15 protein-coding genes are annotated in these 21,068 nt (G+C 39.8%); 10 read left to right on the top strand and 5 right to left on the bottom strand.

Translation table 11 applies throughout. The features are described from left to right. Positions 1–36 precede the first annotated feature (36 nt). From BLS15_RS29210 to BLS15_RS19565, 9 genes are all read left to right on the top strand, one after another. On the top strand, positions 37–1,029 hold the full coding sequence (locus BLS15_RS29210) for an ABC transporter substrate-binding protein (protein ID WP_217635870.1): 993 nt from the start codon (positions 37–39) through the stop codon (positions 1,027–1,029). Positions 1,030–1,056: 27 nt separating this feature from the next. Continuing rightward, entirely contained in the window at positions 1,057–2,157 is a 1,101-nt protein-coding gene (phnW, locus tag BLS15_RS19600; protein WP_090513521.1) for a 2-aminoethylphosphonate--pyruvate transaminase, read from the top strand. Continuing rightward, a complete protein-coding gene (phnX, locus tag BLS15_RS19595; protein ID WP_090513443.1) occupies positions 2,150–2,968 on the top strand; it encodes a phosphonoacetaldehyde hydrolase in 819 nt (272 codons plus the stop codon). The genes phnW and phnX overlap by 8 nt, the downstream gene beginning before the upstream one ends. Positions 2,969–3,328: 360 nt before the next feature. Beyond that, positions 3,329–3,895, top strand: coding sequence for an SF0329 family protein (locus BLS15_RS19590; protein WP_090513440.1), 567 nt, complete (start codon positions 3,329–3,331; stop codon positions 3,893–3,895). Between the two features lie 873 nt (positions 3,896–4,768). Then, positions 4,769–6,394, top strand: coding sequence for a restriction endonuclease subunit S (locus BLS15_RS19585; protein WP_254777377.1), 1,626 nt, complete (start codon positions 4,769–4,771; stop codon positions 6,392–6,394). A gap of 128 nt (positions 6,395–6,522) precedes the next feature. After that, positions 6,523–8,943 carry an N-6 DNA methylase gene (locus BLS15_RS19580; protein ID WP_090513435.1) on the top strand — a complete coding sequence of 807 codons (2,421 nt, stop codon included), beginning with the start codon at positions 6,523–6,525 and terminating at the stop codon, positions 8,941–8,943. Then, positions 8,936–10,435: a type I restriction-modification system subunit M gene (locus BLS15_RS19575; protein WP_090513431.1), complete on the top strand. Its 1,500-nt coding sequence runs from the start codon at positions 8,936–8,938 to the stop codon at positions 10,433–10,435. The genes BLS15_RS19580 and BLS15_RS19575 overlap by 8 nt, the downstream gene beginning before the upstream one ends. Then, positions 10,428–11,564: a restriction endonuclease subunit S gene (locus BLS15_RS19570; protein ID WP_090513426.1), complete on the top strand. Its 1,137-nt coding sequence runs from the start codon at positions 10,428–10,430 to the stop codon at positions 11,562–11,564. The genes BLS15_RS19575 and BLS15_RS19570 overlap by 8 nt, the downstream gene beginning before the upstream one ends. Before the next feature lie 390 nt (positions 11,565–11,954). Next, entirely contained in the window at positions 11,955–14,864 is a 2,910-nt protein-coding gene (locus tag BLS15_RS19565) for a type I restriction endonuclease subunit R (RefSeq protein WP_090513422.1), read from the top strand. A gap of 519 nt (positions 14,865–15,383) precedes the next feature. Here the strand turns inward: BLS15_RS19565 and BLS15_RS30060 are convergent. The 5 genes from BLS15_RS30060 to BLS15_RS19550 all read right to left on the bottom strand — a co-directional run bounded on the left by BLS15_RS30060 (position 15,384) and on the right by BLS15_RS19550 (position 19,357). Then, complete coding sequence (locus BLS15_RS30060) at positions 15,384–15,554, bottom strand: IS3 family transposase (RefSeq protein WP_368087135.1); 171 nt, start codon at positions 15,552–15,554, stop codon at positions 15,384–15,386. Positions 15,555–16,081: 527 nt separating this feature from the next. Beyond that, a complete protein-coding gene (locus tag BLS15_RS29625; protein WP_139170696.1) occupies positions 16,082–16,339 on the bottom strand; it encodes a hypothetical protein in 258 nt (85 codons plus the stop codon). Beyond that, on the bottom strand, positions 16,254–16,541 hold the full coding sequence (locus tag BLS15_RS30055) for an HTH domain-containing protein (RefSeq protein ID WP_368087134.1): 288 nt from the start codon (positions 16,539–16,541) through the stop codon (positions 16,254–16,256). The genes BLS15_RS29625 and BLS15_RS30055 overlap by 86 nt, the downstream gene beginning before the upstream one ends. Before the next feature lie 171 nt (positions 16,542–16,712). Further along, positions 16,713–18,221 (bottom strand): SIR2 family protein, encoded by a 1,509-nt coding sequence (locus tag BLS15_RS19555; protein WP_090513418.1) that lies wholly within the window; start codon positions 18,219–18,221, stop codon positions 16,713–16,715. Between the two features lie 272 nt (positions 18,222–18,493). Then, complete coding sequence (locus BLS15_RS19550) at positions 18,494–19,357, bottom strand: alpha/beta fold hydrolase (protein WP_090513413.1); 864 nt, start codon at positions 19,355–19,357, stop codon at positions 18,494–18,496. A gap of 406 nt (positions 19,358–19,763) precedes the next feature. Between BLS15_RS19550 and BLS15_RS19545 the strand changes: the two genes are divergently transcribed. Beyond that, the gene (locus BLS15_RS19545; protein ID WP_090513409.1) at positions 19,764–20,954 is read left to right on the top strand and encodes an MFS transporter; all 1,191 of its coding nucleotides are present in this window, start codon (positions 19,764–19,766) and stop codon (positions 20,952–20,954) included. The last annotated feature ends 114 nt before the right edge of the window (positions 20,955–21,068 follow it).

Raw genomic sequence — 21,068 nt, 5'->3', positions numbered from 1 at the left:
AAATAATCGTAAAAGTGAGGGATTACGATGGTTGGAATGTCAAAAAGATTCAGGATGGTGCTCTTGTCATTACTCGCAATAAGCATGTTGGTGGTACTGGCAGGCTGTGGTGCTGGCAGTGCAAAGGAATCGAAGCAAGTGATTATTTACACCAATGCAGATGAAGAAGCAGTAACAGCGATGGAGTCTGCGCTGAAATCCGCAGGCTATGAAGGGCAGTATCAACTCCAATCGATGGGGACGTCAGAACTAGGCGGCAAGCTGATGGCTGAAGGGGATAAGATTGATGCTGATCTTGTGACCATGAGCTCGTATTTCCTAGACAGTTCACAGAGCCAATACAAGATGTATAAAGACTTAACATTTGAGACAGGAGCTATGGATTCGTATCCGTCCTTCTATACGCCGATTCTGGCAAATACAGGTTCTATCTTTGTGAATACGGAAGTGTTGAAGCAAAAAGGGCTGCAGGCTCCCCAATCGATCAAAGATTTGACGAAGCCTGAGTATAAAGATCTGGTATCGATTCCAAATGTATTAGATTCCTCTACAGGATGGCTGCTCATGCAGGCTATCATCAGTGCCTATGGAAAAGAGGAAGGGAAGATTGTACTCCATGATCTCATTGCCAATGCAGGCTCACATCTAGAAAGCTCTGGTTCAGGTCCGATTAAGAAAGTAGAAGCAGGAGAAGTAGCTGCTGGATTTGGACTCCGTCATCAGGCGGTACGTGCACATGAAAAGGGAGCTCCGATTGATTATATTGATCCCACAGAAGGGAATTATTCGTTGACAGAGTCCATTGCGGTTATCAATAAGAAGAACGAAGTGACGGATCTCGCTATGAAAATGGCGGAGACGATCAGTAAGGATGCGAGAATAGATTTGATTACGAACTATCCTGTTGCCTTGTACAAAGGGGAATCCACAGATGCGGTCAATAAGCCGGCGAAACCGATGAAGTTCGATCAGCCATTAACTGTGGAGTTATTGAAGGAACATCAGCAGTTTTTTAAAGAAGCTAAATAACTCATAACCACAGGGAGTTGGATCATGATGAATACCTACAAATTATTGACCCCAGGGCCGTTGACGACGACCCGTTCCGTGAAGCATGAAATGTTGGTTGATCGCTGCACGTGGGATGATCACTATAAATCGATTACGCAGAAAATAAGATCTCAGTTATTGACGATTGCAGGAGTGGATTCGGAACAGTATACAGTTGTATTGATGCAGGGCAGCGGAACCTTTGCCGTAGAATCGGTGATGACATCTGTGATTGCTCCAGAACATAAGGTTCTGATTATCTCCAACGGCGCTTATGGGGAACGCATGATACAGATGGCACAAGTGATAGGGCTGTCGTATGTTGAGCATAAGGTAGACTATGATAAGTATCCGGATATGGCGGAACTAGGGGTCATGCTTGAAGCTGATCCTGAGATTACTCATATTGCAATGGTTCATTGCGAGACAACGACAGGGATACTGAATCCGATTGATAAGGTCTCGAAGCTGGCCAAAGCTTATGGAAAAACGTTCATTGTGGATGCGATGAGCAGCTTTGGCGGTATTGATATCGATGTTGCTGGTCTTCATATTGATTATGTAATCAGCAGTGCGAACAAATGCATTCAAGGTGTTCCTGGCTTTGGGTTTGTTATTGCTAAGCTTGATCAATTGCAGCAATGTCAAGGGATTGCGCGCAGCTTGGCTCTTGATCTGTATGATCAATGGCATTGTATGGACAAGGACGGGAAATGGCGTTTTACCTCACCGACCCATGTAGTTGCTGCATTCTCCAAGGCGTTGGATGAACTGCAAGAAGAAGGTGGAGTCGCAGCAAGACAAGCTCGCTATCAGCACAATAACCTGCTGCTCAGGGAGAGACTTGCGAAGGTTGGCATGAATGCTTACATTATAGCGGACTACCAGTCGCCAATTATTACGACCTTTCTGTATCCAAACGAACAATTTCAATTCGCTGAATTCTATCAATATGTGAAAGAAAGAGGATACGTTATTTATCCAGGGAAGTTGATGAATTTGGATACGTTCCGTATTGGGAACATTGGGGAAATCTATGAGGAAGACATTGATCAACTATGCCATATTATTGAGCAATATATGAAGGAGCATTGCAACCATGAATAAAGTAGAAGGAATCATATTGGATTGGGCGGGGACGGCCATCGATTTCGGATGTTTTGCATCTGTGAATGTATTCATCGATATCTTCAAGCAGGCAGGTATCGAGGTGACAATGGATGAGGCTAGAGCACCTATGGGGATGCTGAAAATCGATCATATCCGGGCGATGCTTTCGATGCCCAGAGTTTCGGCATTATGGGAAGACCAATATGGCAAGCCATTTATAGAACAGGATGTAGAGCAGCTCTATGCGGCATTTGAGCCTGCGTTAATGTCCTCCCTAGCTGAATACACAGATCCGATTCCAGGTGTAGCGGATACCATCGAAACCTTGCGAGCGAAAGGATTGAAGTTTGGCTCTACAACGGGCTATACCCGCACCATGATGGATGTGATCGTACCTATCGCGAAGGAAAAGGGGTACAGTCCCGATCATTTGGTCACACCTAGTGAGACGGATTCTTATGGCAGACCATACCCTTACATGATCCATCGCAATATGGAGGAGCTCAAGCTCTCTGCTTGCTGGAAAGTGGTCAAAGTGGGTGATACAGCATCGGATGTGAAAGAGGGAGTCCATGCTGGAGTGTGGTCGGTTGGTGTTGCTGTCGGCAGCTCCGAGATGGGACTCAGCCAAGAGCAATTCGAAAGCCTGTCCGCGGCGGAAAAAGCCGAGATGATCTCGAAGACGAAGCAACGCTTTATGCAATATGGTGCAGATTACGCGATTGATACGATGCGTGAGCTTCCGCAATTAATCGAAACGATCAATCAGTTGATCTCGGATGGAAAGAGACCGGGGTGTTTGAAATAAAGGAATATGGAATGGGTTGAGTACGGGTTGGAATAGAACGAGCTGCCTCTCCAATAAGGGAGGCGGCTTTTTGTTGTCCAGCCTGTTCGGACATTTGCAATATATACGTACTAAAAATCGAATAAAGATGTGATAATATTAGATGTTGTTCAAAAAGTCCGCTTTTGATCACGAAGTAAATCATGAAGTGGACTCGGCATCGAATCTTGAATTCAGCCGGGCCTTCCGGTGCTCATGTACCCAAAACGTACGCTCCGCTCCTCAGGCCCTAGCTTCATCCAACTTTCTCGGTGCTGAAAACCGGCCTTTTTGAACTCGCACTATTAGGGAAGGAATTCTAGTAGAAAATAGGGGGATTACATGTCCTGGAGCAAATTGAAGCAGCAACTGGAGAGCTTTCTCTGTCCTGCGTTACATGGAAGGGTCGAATACCGTGCAACGAGCTATCGCTATTTACCTGATAAAGCAGGTATTTGTTATATTTCGGTAGACAAAAAGAATGTATTCAATATGAGTGATAAAACTAGCTTAATCAAATGGTATCAAACGGAGATGGAAATTAAGAATGATTCAGGTATCCAAATTCCGATCAGCAATGAAGAAATTGAAGCGGTCAGAAAGGATACCAAGGGCGCTCCCGAGGATCGTCTAATCGTAATTGCTAGAAGTAGAAAAATTTCCGGATATGCAAAAGAGCTTTTGTCGGCTCAGACGGCATTAAGTAAATCAAATTTTAACGTTGTGGCGAATCATTTTTTATCCACTTCTATAGAGGAAAGCATAGAGAGCAATGACATCTTATTGAATATTCTGGCTTTGGTGGACAGACGAGTTGGAAAAAAGCGAATTTTAAGTATGGCCGAGAAGATGAAGGTAAAGCATCCCATTGTGCAGTATTTTTATGAGCTACGGCGTAGTACGTTATGATAATCAATTACTTATTGTGAAGGCACGCGTTTTAGATATTCGAAAGTATAAAATTTGCCGATTCTGAGTCCGACATGATTTAGTAAACCTGCATTAGTGTCTTGATCCAGATTGATGTGAAATTGATGCAAAGCATCAAACGGAAACAATCAGAATGAAGCCTTTCAGCACGGAAAAATGTTGGAAAAAAGCTCGTCAAATCTGGGGTTCCGCGGAATGCTACAGATAACATCCCAGAATAACATGTTCCAAGCTGACGACGCATGTTGAGTGCTGTATGTGCTCGAGAGAAAGAAAAGACCAGAGCCACATTTACCTATGAAATCGAGTATTTTTCAAATAAGTTAAAGTCGACCATAGATTTATTAAATGGTCGACTTTTTTTGATGAGTGCTAGCGTATGAAACTTGCAGATCTCTTTTACTTAATACATACCGTTTATTTTAACGGTCTCTGAATTAATGCTTTCAATACTTCTGATTTCGATTGCAAATATTTAGTTGTAATTCACACAGCACCGGAATACCCTGCAAGTGGCTGTTGTGTGAAGGTTTCTAACGATGTATTAATAATAATTCGGTCGTAATTGTTTCAACAGGGAGTCGGACTTCTTGATAAAAGGACAAAAATTGAGGCCTTGCAAATAAACGAGATACTGTTTATTGCGATGGCTTTGATAATGCACGAAAAGAAACGCGACGGTTGACTTTGTTTGATTGGGGCGTATTTTGTGAAAGACAATAGAAGATGATAATAATCACGTAACTATTTTGGTATTCAAATACCAAAAATAAATAATGATTGAAATAGACGCTTTGCGGTGCTATATTTTATGTATGATAAATCGTGAGCTGTTTTGAAAGGGGGGTTATTATGATGCTTAACGATAAGAGGACCAACCATATTTGGAATCGTTACAATGCATTAAGGGGATATGCTGTTCAGTCAGATCTGCCTGCCGCATTGTTTCTATTGAAAAAGACTAAAGAGGAGTTTATATCAAATACAAAACAACCCACTGAGCAAAATGCTTATGAGGTTATGCTTTCAATAGCAGATAGTCACGGTATGAACAATCAATATCCGGATTCAAAGGCGTTTTTTGGTGCTTTTATGGCTATAGATGATGAAGATATTGATTGGGAAATGGCTCTTGCATCTGCAGATCCTAAAGAGATGTTTTATATACCGGAAGTGTTGATTACCGAATTTGAAAAACACTTTAATCCAAACACTAGCAAGGTATTGATACCTGAAGCTGAAAAATTTGTGCCTTACCTTACTGAATTAGTAAACCGACATTCTGATTGTGAATTCTACATAACTACTATGAATAGCGTGAGTAAAGTTCTACTTGATGAAATGTTTAAGGAGCACGCGAATGTAATTGTCGAACAGACTAGTATTTATGATTACGAATTTTCAGCAAGGAAATTTGATTTAATTCTGGCGGTACCCGTATTTGGGGCAAGAGAACGCGGCGAAGATAATGGAAATTTCATTTGTAGGGAATATGAAATGATAGCTGTAGAAAACTTGCTCTTACATTTGAATAGTTCGGGTGTATTAGTGATTGTACTACCAGCTAGAATAACCTTTGCTGCGGGCTCGATAAAGGACTTAAGAGATTTTATACAAGGCATGTATAAACTAGAAGAAATAGCTGAGCTACCAGCCGGGATTTTTGCATCTACCGCTATTAAAACCTATATGTTTACGATCACCACAGGCCGAACAGAAGATGTAATGATTAAAAGATATGAAGCTCCTACAAGCAACATCAAAAAAAATGGAATCGAAGAACTGGTTCTCATTGATGATACATTTGTTATGTTGGAAGAATTAATTGAAATGGGATGTTGGAATGTTGATCATATCTTTGGGATGGTGGATGAAGATTGGCAACATTATCAGAACTCAAGCATTAAAAAAGAAGAACTAGGTAATGTTGCTGAAGTTTTTCGCGGAAAGGCGATCAACAAGAAAGATGCTAATGGTAGCATTGGAGTCGTAAATATATCGAACCTAAATGATTATGATATTGATTATGAAGGCCTTGATCACATTGAAGAGGAAGAACGTAAAGTAGCGAATTACTTGCTTAAAGATGGCGATTTATTATTGCCAGCACGGGGAACGGCAATTAGAATAGCAGTTTTTCAAGAACAGAAGTATCCTTGCATCGCGTCATCAAACATTATTGTGATAAGACCGAATGAAAAACTGCTTTTAGGGACGTACTTAAAGGTTTTTTTGGATAGTCCAATGGGGAACAAAGTCTTAGCAGGAAAGCAGCAAGGAACAGTCGTCATCAATATTAGCTATAAAGACTTGAAGTCGCTAGAAGTCCCCTTGCTTAGGGTTTCAGAACAAAAAGTGATCGCAGAAGAATATGAACAGGAGCGTTCCAGATATGTTGAAAGCATTCGTCTTGCTGAGAATAGATGGAATGAAGTAATGGAGCGACTTCAAAATACTGTTTTGAAGGTGAAACAATAAAAATATTTGGCTTAGATAACTGTGATGTAATGGAAGAGTTATATAAATAGTCGGTAAAAAGGAAATTGTTATGCTGAGACTGACTTCGCGGCGAAAAGTATCAGCCCGGCATCAGGGGAGGAAATTACATGATCGGAGCTATCATTGGCGATATTGTCGGTTCCAGATTTGAACGGGATAATCATCTCTCGAAGGATTTTGAATTTTTAACGTATAAGTGTTTTTTTACTGACGAATCGGTGATGTCATTAGCTATATGTGAAGCAATTATGAGCTGTAAACGTGATTATAGAGACTTGGGCGACCAAGCTGTTAAATCCATGCAAACTATAGGAAAACCCTATCCGAATTGCGGCTATGGAGAGAAATTCTATAAATGGATGTACAGTGATACACCTGAACCATACAACAGTTATGGTTCAGGTGCTGCAATGAGAGTAAGCGCCTGTGGTTATGTGGCCAATTCCATCGAAGAAGCTAAATTGCTTTCGCACAAGGTGACAGCTGTAACACATAACCATCCGGAGGGAATAAAAGGCGCTGAGGCTACTGCGGTTGCAGTCTTTCTTGCTCGCAGCGGGAAAAATATTCTGGAAATTCGCGATTACATTGATAAGCAATACTACCCCATGAATTTCTCACTCGATGGAATTCGAGGAACATATCAATTTAACGAGAGTTGCCAAGAAACAGTTCCGCAAGCACTTGTTGCATTTTTCGAGTCTTCCAATTTTGAAGACGCAATCCGGAACGCTGTCTCAATTGGTGGAGATAGTGATACGTTGGCTGCAATTACTGGAGGTGTGGCAGAATCCTACTACGGAGTACCGACACATATCAGAAAGCATGCACTGACATTTCTTGATGAGCGGCTCCTGAAGATATTGCTTGAGTTCGAAAACCTATATCCTGCAAAGATGGAAAAGATACAGTCTTCAGGGAGCGTTAGCTTTATAGAAGAGTCTGTCGGAGCCAATATAAAAACCGGAGGTAGACAAGAAATGATCCAATCAGCAATGGATGCTGCTGATGAAGCGCTAAATAACAGTACCTCAGAGCCTGAAGAAACAACAAGTCAAAAACTCTTTTCTCACCTTTTTGAAGCCTGCAATATTCTGCGTGGTCCCATTAATCAGGATGAGTACAAAAGCTATGTAACACCAATTCTCTTTTTTAAACGTTTATCAGATGTCTACGACGAGGAAACGCAAGCTGCATTAGAAGAATCTGGTGGCGATGGAGAATTTGCTAGTTTTCCAGAAAACCATCGTTTCATTATTCCCGATGGCTGTCACTGGCAGGACGTTCGTGAAGTAAGTGAGAATGTTGGAGTGGCAATAGTCAAGGCAATGAATGGAATAGAACGTGCCAACCCAGATACGCTTAACGGTGTATTTAGCAGCTTTGACGATGCAAATTGGACAGACAAAACAAAGCTGTCAGATGAACGATTAAAAGATCTTGTGGAACATATGTCAAAAATAAAAGTAGGAAATAGTAACTATTCTGCTGATGTTATGGGAGACAGTTATGAGTTCTTAATTAAAAAGTTCGCGGACTTATCTAAGAAGAACGCAGGCGAATTTTATACCCCGCGCTCAATTGTAAAGCTTCTGGTTAAGCTATTGGCACCACAAGTTGGTGAGTCCGTATACGATCCTGCAGCTGGTACTGGTGGGATGCTCATTGAAGCTATCCATTATATGAAGGATGATAAACTTACTTACGGTCGTATCTATGGTCAAGAGAAGAACCTCGCAACTTCTGCAATTGCCAGAATGAACCTGTTCCTTCATGGGGCGCATGATTTTAAAATATCTCAAGGTGATACGCTACGATCGCCCAATTACCTGGAAGGCGGCAAGCTGAAAACCTTTAATTGTGTCATTGCAAACCCGCCATTTTCCTTAAGGAATTGGGGTGCGGAACAGTTTAGTTCTGACATCTACGGTCGCAATATATGGGGATGCCCTAAAGACTCTAATGGAGACTTTGCTTGGTTGCAGCATATGGTTAAATCCATGGATCCAAATACTGGACGATGCGCTGTTGTACTTCCTCAAGGTGTATTGTCTCGTGGTGGTAAAGAAGGCGAGATTCGAAAACAGCTTGTCGAGTCCGATAAGTTGGAATGCATTATTACGTTAGTAGGCGGCGTTTTCTACTCAACAGGTGTTTCGGCTTGTATCCTACTTCTGAATAATAACAAATCGAATAAGCATAAAGGTCGAATATGCATGATTGATGCTTCAAGCAATTATACTCCTCAGCGTGGACAGAACATTATGACTGAAAATGACATTCGGAAAGTGTTTGATTACTACACTGATTACGAGGATGTAATCGAACACGTGAAGATCGTCAATAAAGACGATATTCGCGGTAAGGATTACACATTGGCAATCAGCAATTATATTGAAAAGAAAAAACAAGAAACTATGCCGCCCGCAGAGGTTCGAAGAGAGTATTTTAAAGCTTTTGACGAGATGGTTGAAGCCGAAGATGAAATGATGAAACTACTCCTGGAGGGAGGATATGTAAATGAGTAAGCGTATCACAATTGAAGAATTGCAGTCCTACCTTTGGAATTCTGCTGTTCTATTACGTACAAATATCGATGCTGGAGCTTATAAGCAATATATATTCCCGCTGTTGTTCTTCAAGCGTATCAGCGATGTTTATGATGAGGAATGTGAACAAATTCTTGAAGAGTACGGTGGAGATGAAGAAGCTCTGGAGTGGGAGGAAAATCACCGTTTCATTGTGCCGGAAGGCGCTCACTGGCGTGATGTTCGAGCAGTATCTGAGAACATCGGTGTTGCGATTGTGAACGCTTTTCGAAAAGTCGAAAATGCAAACTACGACAAACTGCAAGGTGTTTTTGGCGATGGCGCCTGGACAAATAAAAATCGTCTCCCTGATCGGTTACTGAAAGAGCTAATTGAACATTTCAGTACTAAAACACTTTCTATTATGAACTGCCCAGAGGATGAGCTCGGTCAGGGGTATGAGTATCTGATAAAAAAATTTGCTGATGACAGCGGCCACACCGCGCAGGAGTTCTATACGAACCGCACAGTGGTACACTTGATGACGGAAATGCTAAAACCCGAATCCGGCGAATCCATTTACGATCCTACATGCGGCAGTGCGGGGATGTTGATTTCAGCGATTGCATACTTGAAGGATCAGAATAAAGAATGGCGAAATGTTGCGGTCTTTGGACAAGAGATTAATGCACTTACATCAGCCATTGGTAAGATGAATCTTTTTCTTCATGGTGTGAAAGACTTTGACATCGTCAATAGTGATACATTAAAAGCACCAGCTTTTATTGAAAAAGGTCAGCTAAGACAATTTGATTTGATCCTTGCTAATCCACCTTACTCTATTAGCCAGTGGGATCGTGAAGCATTCGCTAGCGATAAATACGGCCGAAATTTCCTTGGTGTACCTCCACAAGGGCGTGCTGATTATGCTTTCTTACAGCATATAATCAAGAGCCTTAATGAGGAAACAGGTCGCTGTGCAATTCTGTTCCCGCACGGCGTGCTATTTAGAAATGAAGAGAGCGCGATGCGCGAAAACCTTATTCGCAATGATATGCTTGAATGCATAATAGGGTTAGGACCAAATCTGTTCTATAATTCTCCGATGGAGTCTTGTATCATTATTTGCCGTATGAATAAGCGACCAGAACGACGTGGTCAAGTTCTATTCATCAATGCAGTCAAGGAAGTTGAACGCAAAAATGCACAGAGCTTTTTGGAGGAAAAGCATATTCAAAAAATTGCTCAAGCTTACGCCGAATATAAAACGGATAGCGATTTCGCATGTGTTGTAACAATTCAGGATTTAGAAGAAAACAACTTTTCTTTGAGTATCCCATTATATGTAAAACATCATGGTCAGGATATCGAAAAAGATGAGCGATCTCTGCAAGAGTACTATGAAAATTGGAGAACTGCTTCAGAAATCATGAAACTACGCTATATGAAATTAAATGAAATGATCGGGAAGGAGGTTGGAAGTAATGAGTAAAGTACTCTTAGGTGATGTTGCTAAAGAACGCAGAGAAACTTGTAAGGGAAGCAAAGAGGGATATCCAATTGTAGGCCTTGAACATCTAACTCCAGAAGAAATTACATTGACAGCGTGGGATAAAGGCAAAGAGAATACTTTTTCAAAACTGTTCCGCGAAGGGGATATTCTTTTCGGGCGTCGTAGAGCTTATCTCAAGAAGGCCGCAGTCGCTCCATTTGATGGCATTTGTTCAGGAGATATTACAGTTATCGAGTCAATACCTGAAAGGATACTTCCGGAATTGCTTCCTTTCATAATTCAGAACGATGCATTGTTCGACTTTGCAGTTGGTAAGTCAGCTGGTTCTCTTTCGCCGCGTGTCAAATGGGAGAACCTTAAAAACTATGAATTTGAACTGCCAGATATGGACAAGCAACGTGAGTTGGCGAAAATCCTGTGGGCTATAGACACAACTAAAAAGACTTACCAAAAACTGCTGCAGAAGACAGATGAGTTGGTAAAATCTCAATTTATCGAGATGTTTGGTGATCCGGAAACCAATTCTAAAGAATGGCCCACCGTTGCATTGGGGGATATTTCATTTATTACTAAATTAGCAGGGTTTGAATATTCAAAGTATATCAAATATCAAGATAGTGGCGAAATTATTATGGTTAGAGGACTAAATTGTAAAAAAACCAAACTTATTCTTGATGATATATATTGGGTAGACAAAGCTACTTCGGATCTTTTGCCACGTTCTAAACTCGCAAAAGGGGATATAGTTCTTACATATGTTGGAACAGTTGGAGAAGTAGCCTTGATTGACGAAGATGACAGATACCACCTTGCGCCGAATGTAGCAAAAATTTCATTAAATGATAAGATAAAAAATTCGCCAGAATATTGGGCTTATTTGTTTATGATTACAAGGGATTATGTAGTAAGGTTTGCTTCATCAACAACACAAGCTGCAATCAATATGGAGAAGATACGGAAAATCGTTTATCCACACCCCCCAATAGAACTACAAAACTTATTTGTAGAGGTTCTTAAACAGAGCGATAAATCAAAATTTGAACTGGAGCAAGCACTTAAAGAGCTGGATTTCACTTACAAGAAAATCATTTCCGAGAATCTAGGCTGACATAGTAATACTGTAATGCTATTTGATTTCCTTCTAATTCATGTTATTACATCATTAAGGGGGAGATTTTATGGTCGATATGGGTGAGAAGTTAATTGACACTAAGCTCCGTTCAGCTTGACAATCATTCGAATTAGTAATTTCAGGCAAGACGCAGAAAAGGTCATGACAAGTACCGGCGGGCAAAGAGTCCCAAATATGTTTCTGGATCAATATCCAATTCGCCATCGATTGAACTTCAAAATGAGTTTGAAGCTTTTGTCTGGAAGAGCGATAAATCAAAATTTGTACTTCTGATCGAAATCAGCTCGTAGGGGACGCTTACTACGAATGCAAAGATTATACATGCAATCAATATCGATATTTTTATTAAGATTGGAGGACCACCTGATGTTTAATGAAGATAATACGATTGAGAAAATGGTTCTTACAACGCTCAAAAGCAATGGTTGGAGGTATATACCATCCGAAGGATTGCAACGTGAATACTCTGACGTAATGGTTGAACCTATGGTAAAACAGGCGCTAATTCGTCTTAACCCTGAAATTGCAAAAGAACCATCTCGAGCAGATGAAGTTATTTATAAACTGCGCACTGTTATTCTAACAGTTCAACCACACAACCTGGTAACGCAGAATGAACTGTTCAAGAAGATGGTTTTTGAAGAGAACTCTTACCCATTCGGCAAAGATGGCCGTATGATTCCGATTCGTTTTTTTGGAACAATGACTAAAGAAGACTTAGCTCTGAACGAATATGTTGTCACAAAGCAATGGGTATATCCACAAAAAGAGAATGGTAAAAGGCTAGATATTGTACTTCTGATAAATGGATTTCCTGTGGCGATTGGCGAGTTGAAAACGCCTGTTCGTAATTCTATAACATGGTTGGATGCTGCTGGAGACATAGCTGCATATGAAAAGAGCATACCAGGCATGTTTGTGACTAACATATTCAATTTTGCTACAGAAGGCAAATGTTATAGGTATGGTTCAGTTTGCATGCCGATTGGAATGTGGGGTCCGTGGCATACTCCGGACCATAGAAGTGAAGGAAGTCTTGCTGATGTAAAAATCAGTGTTGAAGATATGATTACACCTGAAAAGCTCATGGACATTTTTCAGTTCTTTACAGTATTTGCAACAGATAAAAAGTATCGTAAATATAAAGTCATATGCCGTTATCAACAATATGAGGGTGCGAATCTTATTGTGGAACGCGTAAAGGCTGGATACCCAAAACAGGGACTTATCTGGCATTTTCAGGGTTCTGGTAAATCATTGCTGATGGTTTTTACAGCACAGAAACTTAGAATGATACCTGAATTAAACAACCCAACAGTAGTTATAGTTGACGACCGAATTGACCTAGAGACGCAGATAACTGCTACATTTAACGCATCAGATATTCCTAATCTCGTGAGTCTTGGCTCAAAGGAAGACTTAGAAGCTTTCTTTTTAGGGGATCAGAGGAAGATTGCAATTACAACTATCTTTAGATTTGGTGATATTAAAAAAGAACTAAACCTTAGAGACAATATCATTCTTATGGTTGATGAAGCTCATAGAACTCAGGAAGGTGATCTAGGTAGCAAGATGCGTCTTGCTCTTCCGAATGCGTTTTTCTTTGGCCTTACAGGTACACCTATTAATCGTATTGATAAAAATACTTTCAATACATTTGGTGCAGTTGAGGATAAGAGTGGATACATGAGCAAGTATTCCTTTTCGGATTCAATCCGTGACAATGCGACACTACCATTGAATTTTGAACCGGTACCAGTTGACCTGCATGTTGATAGAGAAAAGCTCGATGCTGAATTTGAAGCATTAACAGAGAATTTATCTAAAGAAGATAAAGCAGAGTTATCTCGAAGGGTCAACATGAAAGCAATTATGTATGACCGCAAGCGTATCAGAAAGGTATGTGAGCATATATCCAAGCATTACCAGGGGAAAATTGAACCGAACGGATACAAAGGTCAAGTTGTTTGTTATGATAGACAGTGCTGTCTTATGTATAAAGAAGAACTTGATAAATTGCTAGGTCCGGATGCAACTACAATTGTGATGGACACCAATAATGACAAGGAAGATAAATATAAAGCCTATAGACGTGATAGGGACGCAGAAGGAAAAATTTTAGACAGATTTAGAGAATCAAATGACCCACTGAAGCTTGTAATAGTAACGTCAAAGCTTCTTACTGGATTTGATGCACCTATATTGCAAGCTATGTACCTTGATAAGCCAATGAAAGATCATAACTTGCTGCAGGCCATCTGTCGTACTAACAGAACCTATGATGAAGGGAAGACACACGGTTTGATTGTTGACTACATAGGTATTTTTGATAATGTAGCAACAGCTTTGGACTTTGATGAATCGAGTATGAAAAAGGTCATTTCGAATATTGAAGAAGTCAAAAAGCAGATCCCTGCACTAATGCGTAAGTGCTTGAGTTATTTCATGGGAGTAGACCGTACAATAGATGGTTGGGAAGGTTTGATTGCTGCACAAGAATGTTTGCCAACTAATAAAAGCAAAGACGAGTTTGGAGCCGATTATAAAGTGCTCAATAGAGCGTGGGATGCGTTATCGCCAGATCCGTCTCTGAATCCAATGAAATACGACTTTCAATGGCTGACAAGAGTATTTGAATCAGTGAAACCTACTGATGGAAGAGGCGGGTTGATTTGGGCTTCTCTTGGGGCGAAGACATTGGAATTGGTTCACGAGAATCTGCAAGTAGGAGAAGTCCATGATGATATGGAAATTCTTACGATGGATGCAGATTTAATCGATGAATTTATTGAAAAACAAAAGGATCTGAGAAAGACAACGATCAAAGTTGAAATTGATTTGGTCGCGAAAATTCGAAAACACAGCAATGATATTAAATTCGTCAAGTTAGGAGAAAAACTTGAGAATCTCCGTGAGAAACACGAACAAGCACTAATAACTAGTATTGAGTTTCTTAAACTGCTATTAGAACTTGCTCGGGAAGCTGCAGAAGCTGAACAAGAAGTAGTGCCTGAGGAAGAAGTGGATAAAGGCAAGGCGGCATTAACAGAACTTTTTGATGGGGTGAAGAATTCAAAGACCCCAATTATAGTCGAGCGAATTGTAAATGATATTGATGATATCGTCAAGATTGTGCGATTTGAAGGTTGGCAGAGCACCAATGCAGGAAAGCAGGAAGTAAAAAAAGCGCTTAGGAGTGTTATTTGGATCAAGTACAAAATAAAAGACAAAGAAGTTTTTGATAAGGCCTATAAGTATATTGAGCAGTATTACTAATGTGGAGAAGTTTTGAGAAAACGGGAACTGCCCTTATTTTGGTGAAACAGATCATTTAATAATGATCTGTAATGTTGTTATTGAAAGTATCGAAAATCTTGTGACGCATAGGATAAAAGTTGAGACCTTAGCAATTTCGGCGATTTCATAAACTAGATATGCTCATTTCATGCCCTCCTTATATTTTAATTTATATCTATTAATGATTACGTAACATTATCAGGATATAATATAAGTAATAAATAGTTTTTAGCTACTTTTAATAAGGAGCTTGTTTGGCGGTTTCGTACTGCTCGTGAGCAGTATCTTCACGGGAAGTCGATTGAGAAATATAAATTCTGCTCAACGCGGCTGATGTGCTCTCAAACGATTTGCTTCAAAGTAGTAAAATAATTCGTTTGAAGATGGCCAAAAAGATCCCGGATCGTCATGCAGTGCACCCCTTAGAATAGACATTAAAAAAACCCTAGTTATTCCGATTGAACCATGACCTTTAATGTGGACAAGATAAAGGAAGTACTATGCTGCTAGAAGATGATTCCTATATTCGTTAGAGTCATCTTCTTTAATGTCCACTGATATCGCTCGGTATTGTAAAAAGTGAATATACTCGTTAATGCGATCCCGAAGTTCGTCAATACTTGTACAATCTTTGTACTCTAGTTCGTCTTTCACCGAAAAATATTCCATTGGTGCGTTATCATAACAATTTCCTGTTCGGGACATGAATTGTCTAATCCAGTTTCACTTACACTTTTTTGAAACTCAGGATGTGTATAATGCATGCCTTGATCCGAGTGAAGAGTGTCTTCGGGATGAATATTGCCATCCAGTCGTTCCAATAGCTTGTCTAACGTTCGATTCACAGAGACAGTTCCAGTGAAGTCAATAATTAATGTGCTAAGATCTCATTCGCAGAACTGTCTTTTACGCAAGAGAGATATCCCCATTGCTGCCCATGGTTGTACTTGAGATATGTTATATCTGTGAGCAGCACTTTCTCCGGCTCTGCCTGATCAAACTGGCGTTTAAGCATATTAGCGCACGTTGTATGTTCATGAGTAGCTTGAGCCACTTCCCGATAAGGGTTAACCCGACGCACTTTTTTGCTATGAGTTTATATTTGCGCATGAATCGACGAATTTTTTTATGGTTCATTACCACGTTATTCACGTTCTCGAGATTCATTTTGATTACGAGCGCGCCAGCTTTTTCGTTTACCGATCAATGTGGTTCTTAATGAGCAACAAATCACGCTCATCGGCCTCTTCTTTTAGTTGGCGGGTATCTTTGGCTGAAAGCAACCTGTAATAACCACTAACGCTTACCTTAGCAAGTGAGCAGAGATGGCGAGTCAAACCTTTCATATTATATTGACGAATGGTTCGATTAATTAGCTCGAAGCGCAATGATGTACTTAATGCTTGTCTTGCCTCGCCGTTCCTCAAGAAGACCTGCTTCGTCATGAGCGGCATAAATATATCTCCGACGCTTCAAACTTTCCTTTGGTTTACGTGAACTAAGCATATCTAAATCAATGCCAGCCTCAAGGAATATCTCTTTTGGCGTTTTCCCACCTTTATAGGCTTTAACTGCAGCAAGTTTGAAGGCTGGAGTGAAAAATATATTCGACTCTGATACATGCATTACGTTTGGATTTTCTTCAAGTTTATTTATCTATAACTCGCTATACCGCATGCTCATACTCCGTTCACAATAAATAAATTAAATTATAAACGTAAAGAACCCAAGAGTGGCACTTTTTTTAAAGTATCCATCTCTCGGGTCATAGTTCAGAGGGGGGGATACACATCTTTTCTTAAATATCATATTAATTAAGACACAACATCATACTCTAATTTTCTCAAGAATACTAGGGATCTCACTGTAGTCATCGACCCAAATTACATTCAGCCCAAGCTCTTTATAATATTCTTCCTGTAATTTCTGATTGACAGTATCAAATGTTTTGATGTTCCTTAAGTTAATATTAGAATCATTTAAGTCTTTCATGTGATATAATTCTTTCCTCAAGATAGCATAGTGTTTACAAATATTGCTTTCTTGCTTTCTTGAAGCAATGTCTAGTAATCTTCTTAAATTAGGGTCTGTTAAAGATAATCCAATAAATAGGCAAGTGTTCTCTCTAAGATAATTTAGCTGAATCAAATTGGACCAACTATAGGGGTCTAGCATTAGGCTGTGATAACCTTCTTCAGAAAAAACCAAGAGACTTTTTGTTAATTCAGTGCGATCCTTTCCATCCTGTGGTAAAAAGCCATGCACATGATATACTCCTAACTCATCCCTTGTTGGAATATCGCCCTCTCGAAAAATGGTACGGTGACTAATGTCATGTTTTGCAAAGTTATATTCAATTAAATCATCAAAATTATAATTTACAACGCCACGTATGCCTACTCCATTTCTGACTGGCTTACATAGTTTGGTTATAGCAGTTAGCAATTTGGATTCATTAACACAAGATTTATATAAAATCTGAGTTAACGTTTCATTGAAGAGTTCTTTCAATCCTTGCCGAATATAACGTGCCATAAGGAGTGGAGAGTTTCCATTTGAATATTTAATATTTTTGATAATGAAATCTCTTTCATCTTCAGATAAATTTATATTAAATTCTTTAAGTTTATTACTTAATAATGAAACTAATAAATCGGTTACTAAATTATCCCACATAGGGATTTTTGCATCTCTCGACACTCCTGCACCTAAAAATAAAACTAATTCATCATTAAAGAAACACCTTCTAAGGTTATCAATATATTTATCTCTTTGATTTTCAATAAAATCTGGTTCATTATTTATGCCTTGAAAAACCTGATTATTTAGTACAAGTTCAGAGATATTCTCAACTGTTTTAAAAACAACTTCAGGGTATTTATTAAATATTTCTTGAAGATTATTTAAATCCCATACATCAATATTAAATTCATTTTCATTGCTCAATTTATTAATGAAATTAATTTTTTCTTCTTCAGTAAGTTCTACTGTAACAATAAATATAATGTTTTTTACTCTTATTTCTGTAGACTTAATCACATGCAAGAGCTTTAAATATGTATCATATAGACTTCTTAGTGAGTTCTTATTTCTATATGCTTTAATCTCAAATACAGTTGCTCCTCCGTAATCGTTAAAGCCCTCAGGTGCATATGCATCAAATTCAAAGATACTTTTTGAGGCGACATTTTTGACTCTATAGTTAGTTATGAGTTCTTTATTGCTATCTTCAAACAATTTTGATAGCACCTTGAAAATCAGAGTTTCAATCATCACATAAGATGAGGATGGGTTTTTATTATTTAGAAGTTCATCAACAAAAATTTTAATATCCATATGACCCTCCGGAACTTAGTTTATAAAATATTCCAATAAATAGTGTATCAAAGAATTAGGAATTAAACTAGAAAATTGAGTAACCACTTTACATATTTGTACTTCCTATCATCTCCTCGCATATAGAGTGTGTAGTAGTGTGTAGTAGTGTGTAGTACTAAATAACAGGGCTAAAAATGCCCATAAACAAAGGGTTTCCGGACATAGAGTTTCTCGGCTGTTAGGCGGGAGGTGCTAATGTTGGGAAACCCTTTTATTGTTTGCATAACCTATCAACTGTCTTGGAGGTTCAAGAATTGTAGTATCCTATCTGTTTGGTTGACAATGAGGTGGCCCGTATCAGGCAGCAGCTCGATCTTAGCATGTTGTGCAGCTTGTTTCAGTCGATTCATACTCTTGCTAGCAGGTATTAATTGATCAGAATCGCCAAAAAGCATCAGAATCGGCATCGTTAATTGTGAAAGGGACTGATTACTAAATAACGGCATTTTTGCAGTTCGCGGTTTGAAATTTTTGAATATTAGTGATGCGAATGTTAGATCTACTTCTAATCCGGATAACGATGATGAAGAAATATGACCAGCACCCACTAATTTAAGTATTTGCAGATGACCCCATTTTCCAAGAAGGGAGAAAAAGATTGCTTTCCATAGGAAACTGGCTTTTTCATGTGCAAGCCCTCCGGGACAAAGCAAAACCAACTTGTCAACCTTCTCCGGATAAGTGGTAGCGAAGCTCAATGCCATCCAGCCGCCTAATGACATAGCTACAATGGAACAGGATCTTAATCGAAGTGCATGTATGGTTTCATTCAACCATAGCGCATATGCACCACTCCCGTAGCTTGGTCGGCTTGCTGCTGATAATCCTGCTTCTCCAATAATGTCGATTGCATAAACATTGTGAGTTTGTGAAAGTGAAGCTACATCGCCATACCAAGCGAAAGAATTCGCTACGCTTCCATGCAGAAGAATTAGTGGGGGATTGTCCTTTGATCCTGACTCAATGACAAAAGTCGATCCAAAGCTCGTCTCAACTTCGTATTGGTGGTTTTCCACTGGCCAGTTAGCAAGTATTTTTCGGTACTGTCCTAACACTTCTCGTTTGCCTACTTCTGATTTATATATATTCTCCATGATATCTCTCCCTTTCTTCTCTTTCGAATCCTCAAAATCTTGTTTGGTTCATCACCTGTTGAGGACTTCCCACTCAGTAAGCCTAATATTGCTGATTGGATTTACATAACTACACTAAGTTATAAGTAACATAGGTTAAAAGTAACCTATATGATTATGGTTGTAAATAATTAACTTAGATCGACATTCTGGTAGTTGGCATATTCCCTCGAATTTCATCAATCAAGCAATGATGAACGGTCAAAATCCACAAAGGATGTTATGTATATTAAAAATATTAAGTCCCTATATGTTTTTCATATTTTTATTGAAGATAGCCACATGCTAACATATACAAATGCAAATAGAGAGGGAGAGCAGTGTTCCCGACTCGTAATTTTTATCAATTCGATATAGGTGGTCATTAATGTTAACTAAATCAGCGTTTCCATTACTGCTGTTGAACATGTTTCTCGCTAATCTAAGTATGGGTCTTGTCATTCCGATCGTGCCGGAACTTCTTGAGGAGTTTTCGGCAAGCGGACAGGCGGCAGGATATCTGGTCTCCTGCTTCGGCTTGACCCAGTTTCTATTCTCACCCATTGCAGGCAATTTGTCAGATCGATACGGCCGTAAACCAATGATTATCATAGGTTTGGTCTTGTTCGCACTCTCCAACCTGCTTGCAGCATTTGCAAGTGATCTAACTTTATTATTCGCATCGCGATTGATTGGTGGAATAGGCTCAGCAGCCTTAATTCCGTCCATTATTGCGTATATTGCTGACATTACAGCAGACGATCAGCGCAGCAAGTCGATGTCCTGGTTGGGTGCGTCAATGACATCTGGGTTTATTATCGGACCGGGTGTCGGCGGATTGCTTGCGGAATGGGGCATCAAGATGCCATTCTATGTATCCTCCGCATGTGTAGGAGTGGTGGCAATGGTTTGCAGCTTCTGGGGATTGCCTGAATCGGTGTCGGTGAACATTCGCCAGATGCATGGTCAAATGAAGGAAAAGAGGGACAATGTGTTCCGGCAAATCGTGCTTTCGGTTCGGTCTCGCTATTTCGTCATGCTGCTCATTGTTTTCACGATGACCTTCGGTCTGACGCATTTTGAAGCAATTTTTCCGCTCTTTGTCGTACAGGTGTACGGATTCACGACGGGTCAAATCGCTATTCTACTAACGGTATGTTCGCTCATCGGCACGTTGAACCAACTGTTGCTGACCGACCGGATTACACGACGCTTCGGGGAAAAACAGATTATTGTGTCCATGTTGCTGTTATCGGCGGTGTCCCTTGTATTCCTATTATTCTCTGGCCATTTCTTCTATGTCATGGTATTCACGATGTTATTCTTTACGTTTAATAACATTTTGCGCCCCACGATCAATACGCTTCTGTCCCGAGTGGCCGGGAATGAACAAGGGTTTGTGGCAGGAATGAATAATGCCTACACGAGTCTCGGTACGATATTTGGGCCGATGCTGGCAGGTATTTTGTTTGAAATCCATTTCGACTTGCCTTATCTGTTTGGTGGATTGGTACTGCTCTTGAGCAGTATTTTCACAGGAATTCGATTGAAAAATCTAAATTCTCCACAACGCGTCTGATGTGCTCTCCGTACGAGTTGCTTCAAAGACGTGAAATCATTCGTTTGAAGATGACCCAAAAGATCTCGGATCGTTATGATCCGAGGGTCTTTTTTTAATTTCCACATGCCACAA

It is taken from the genome of Paenibacillus sp. cl6col (genome assembly GCF_900102125.1).
Taxonomy (GTDB): Bacteria; Bacillota; Bacilli; order Paenibacillales; family Paenibacillaceae; genus Paenibacillus_B; species Paenibacillus_B suaedae.
The sequence above is the reverse complement of the archived record's forward strand: the minus strand, read 5'-3'. Positions and strand labels throughout refer to the sequence as shown.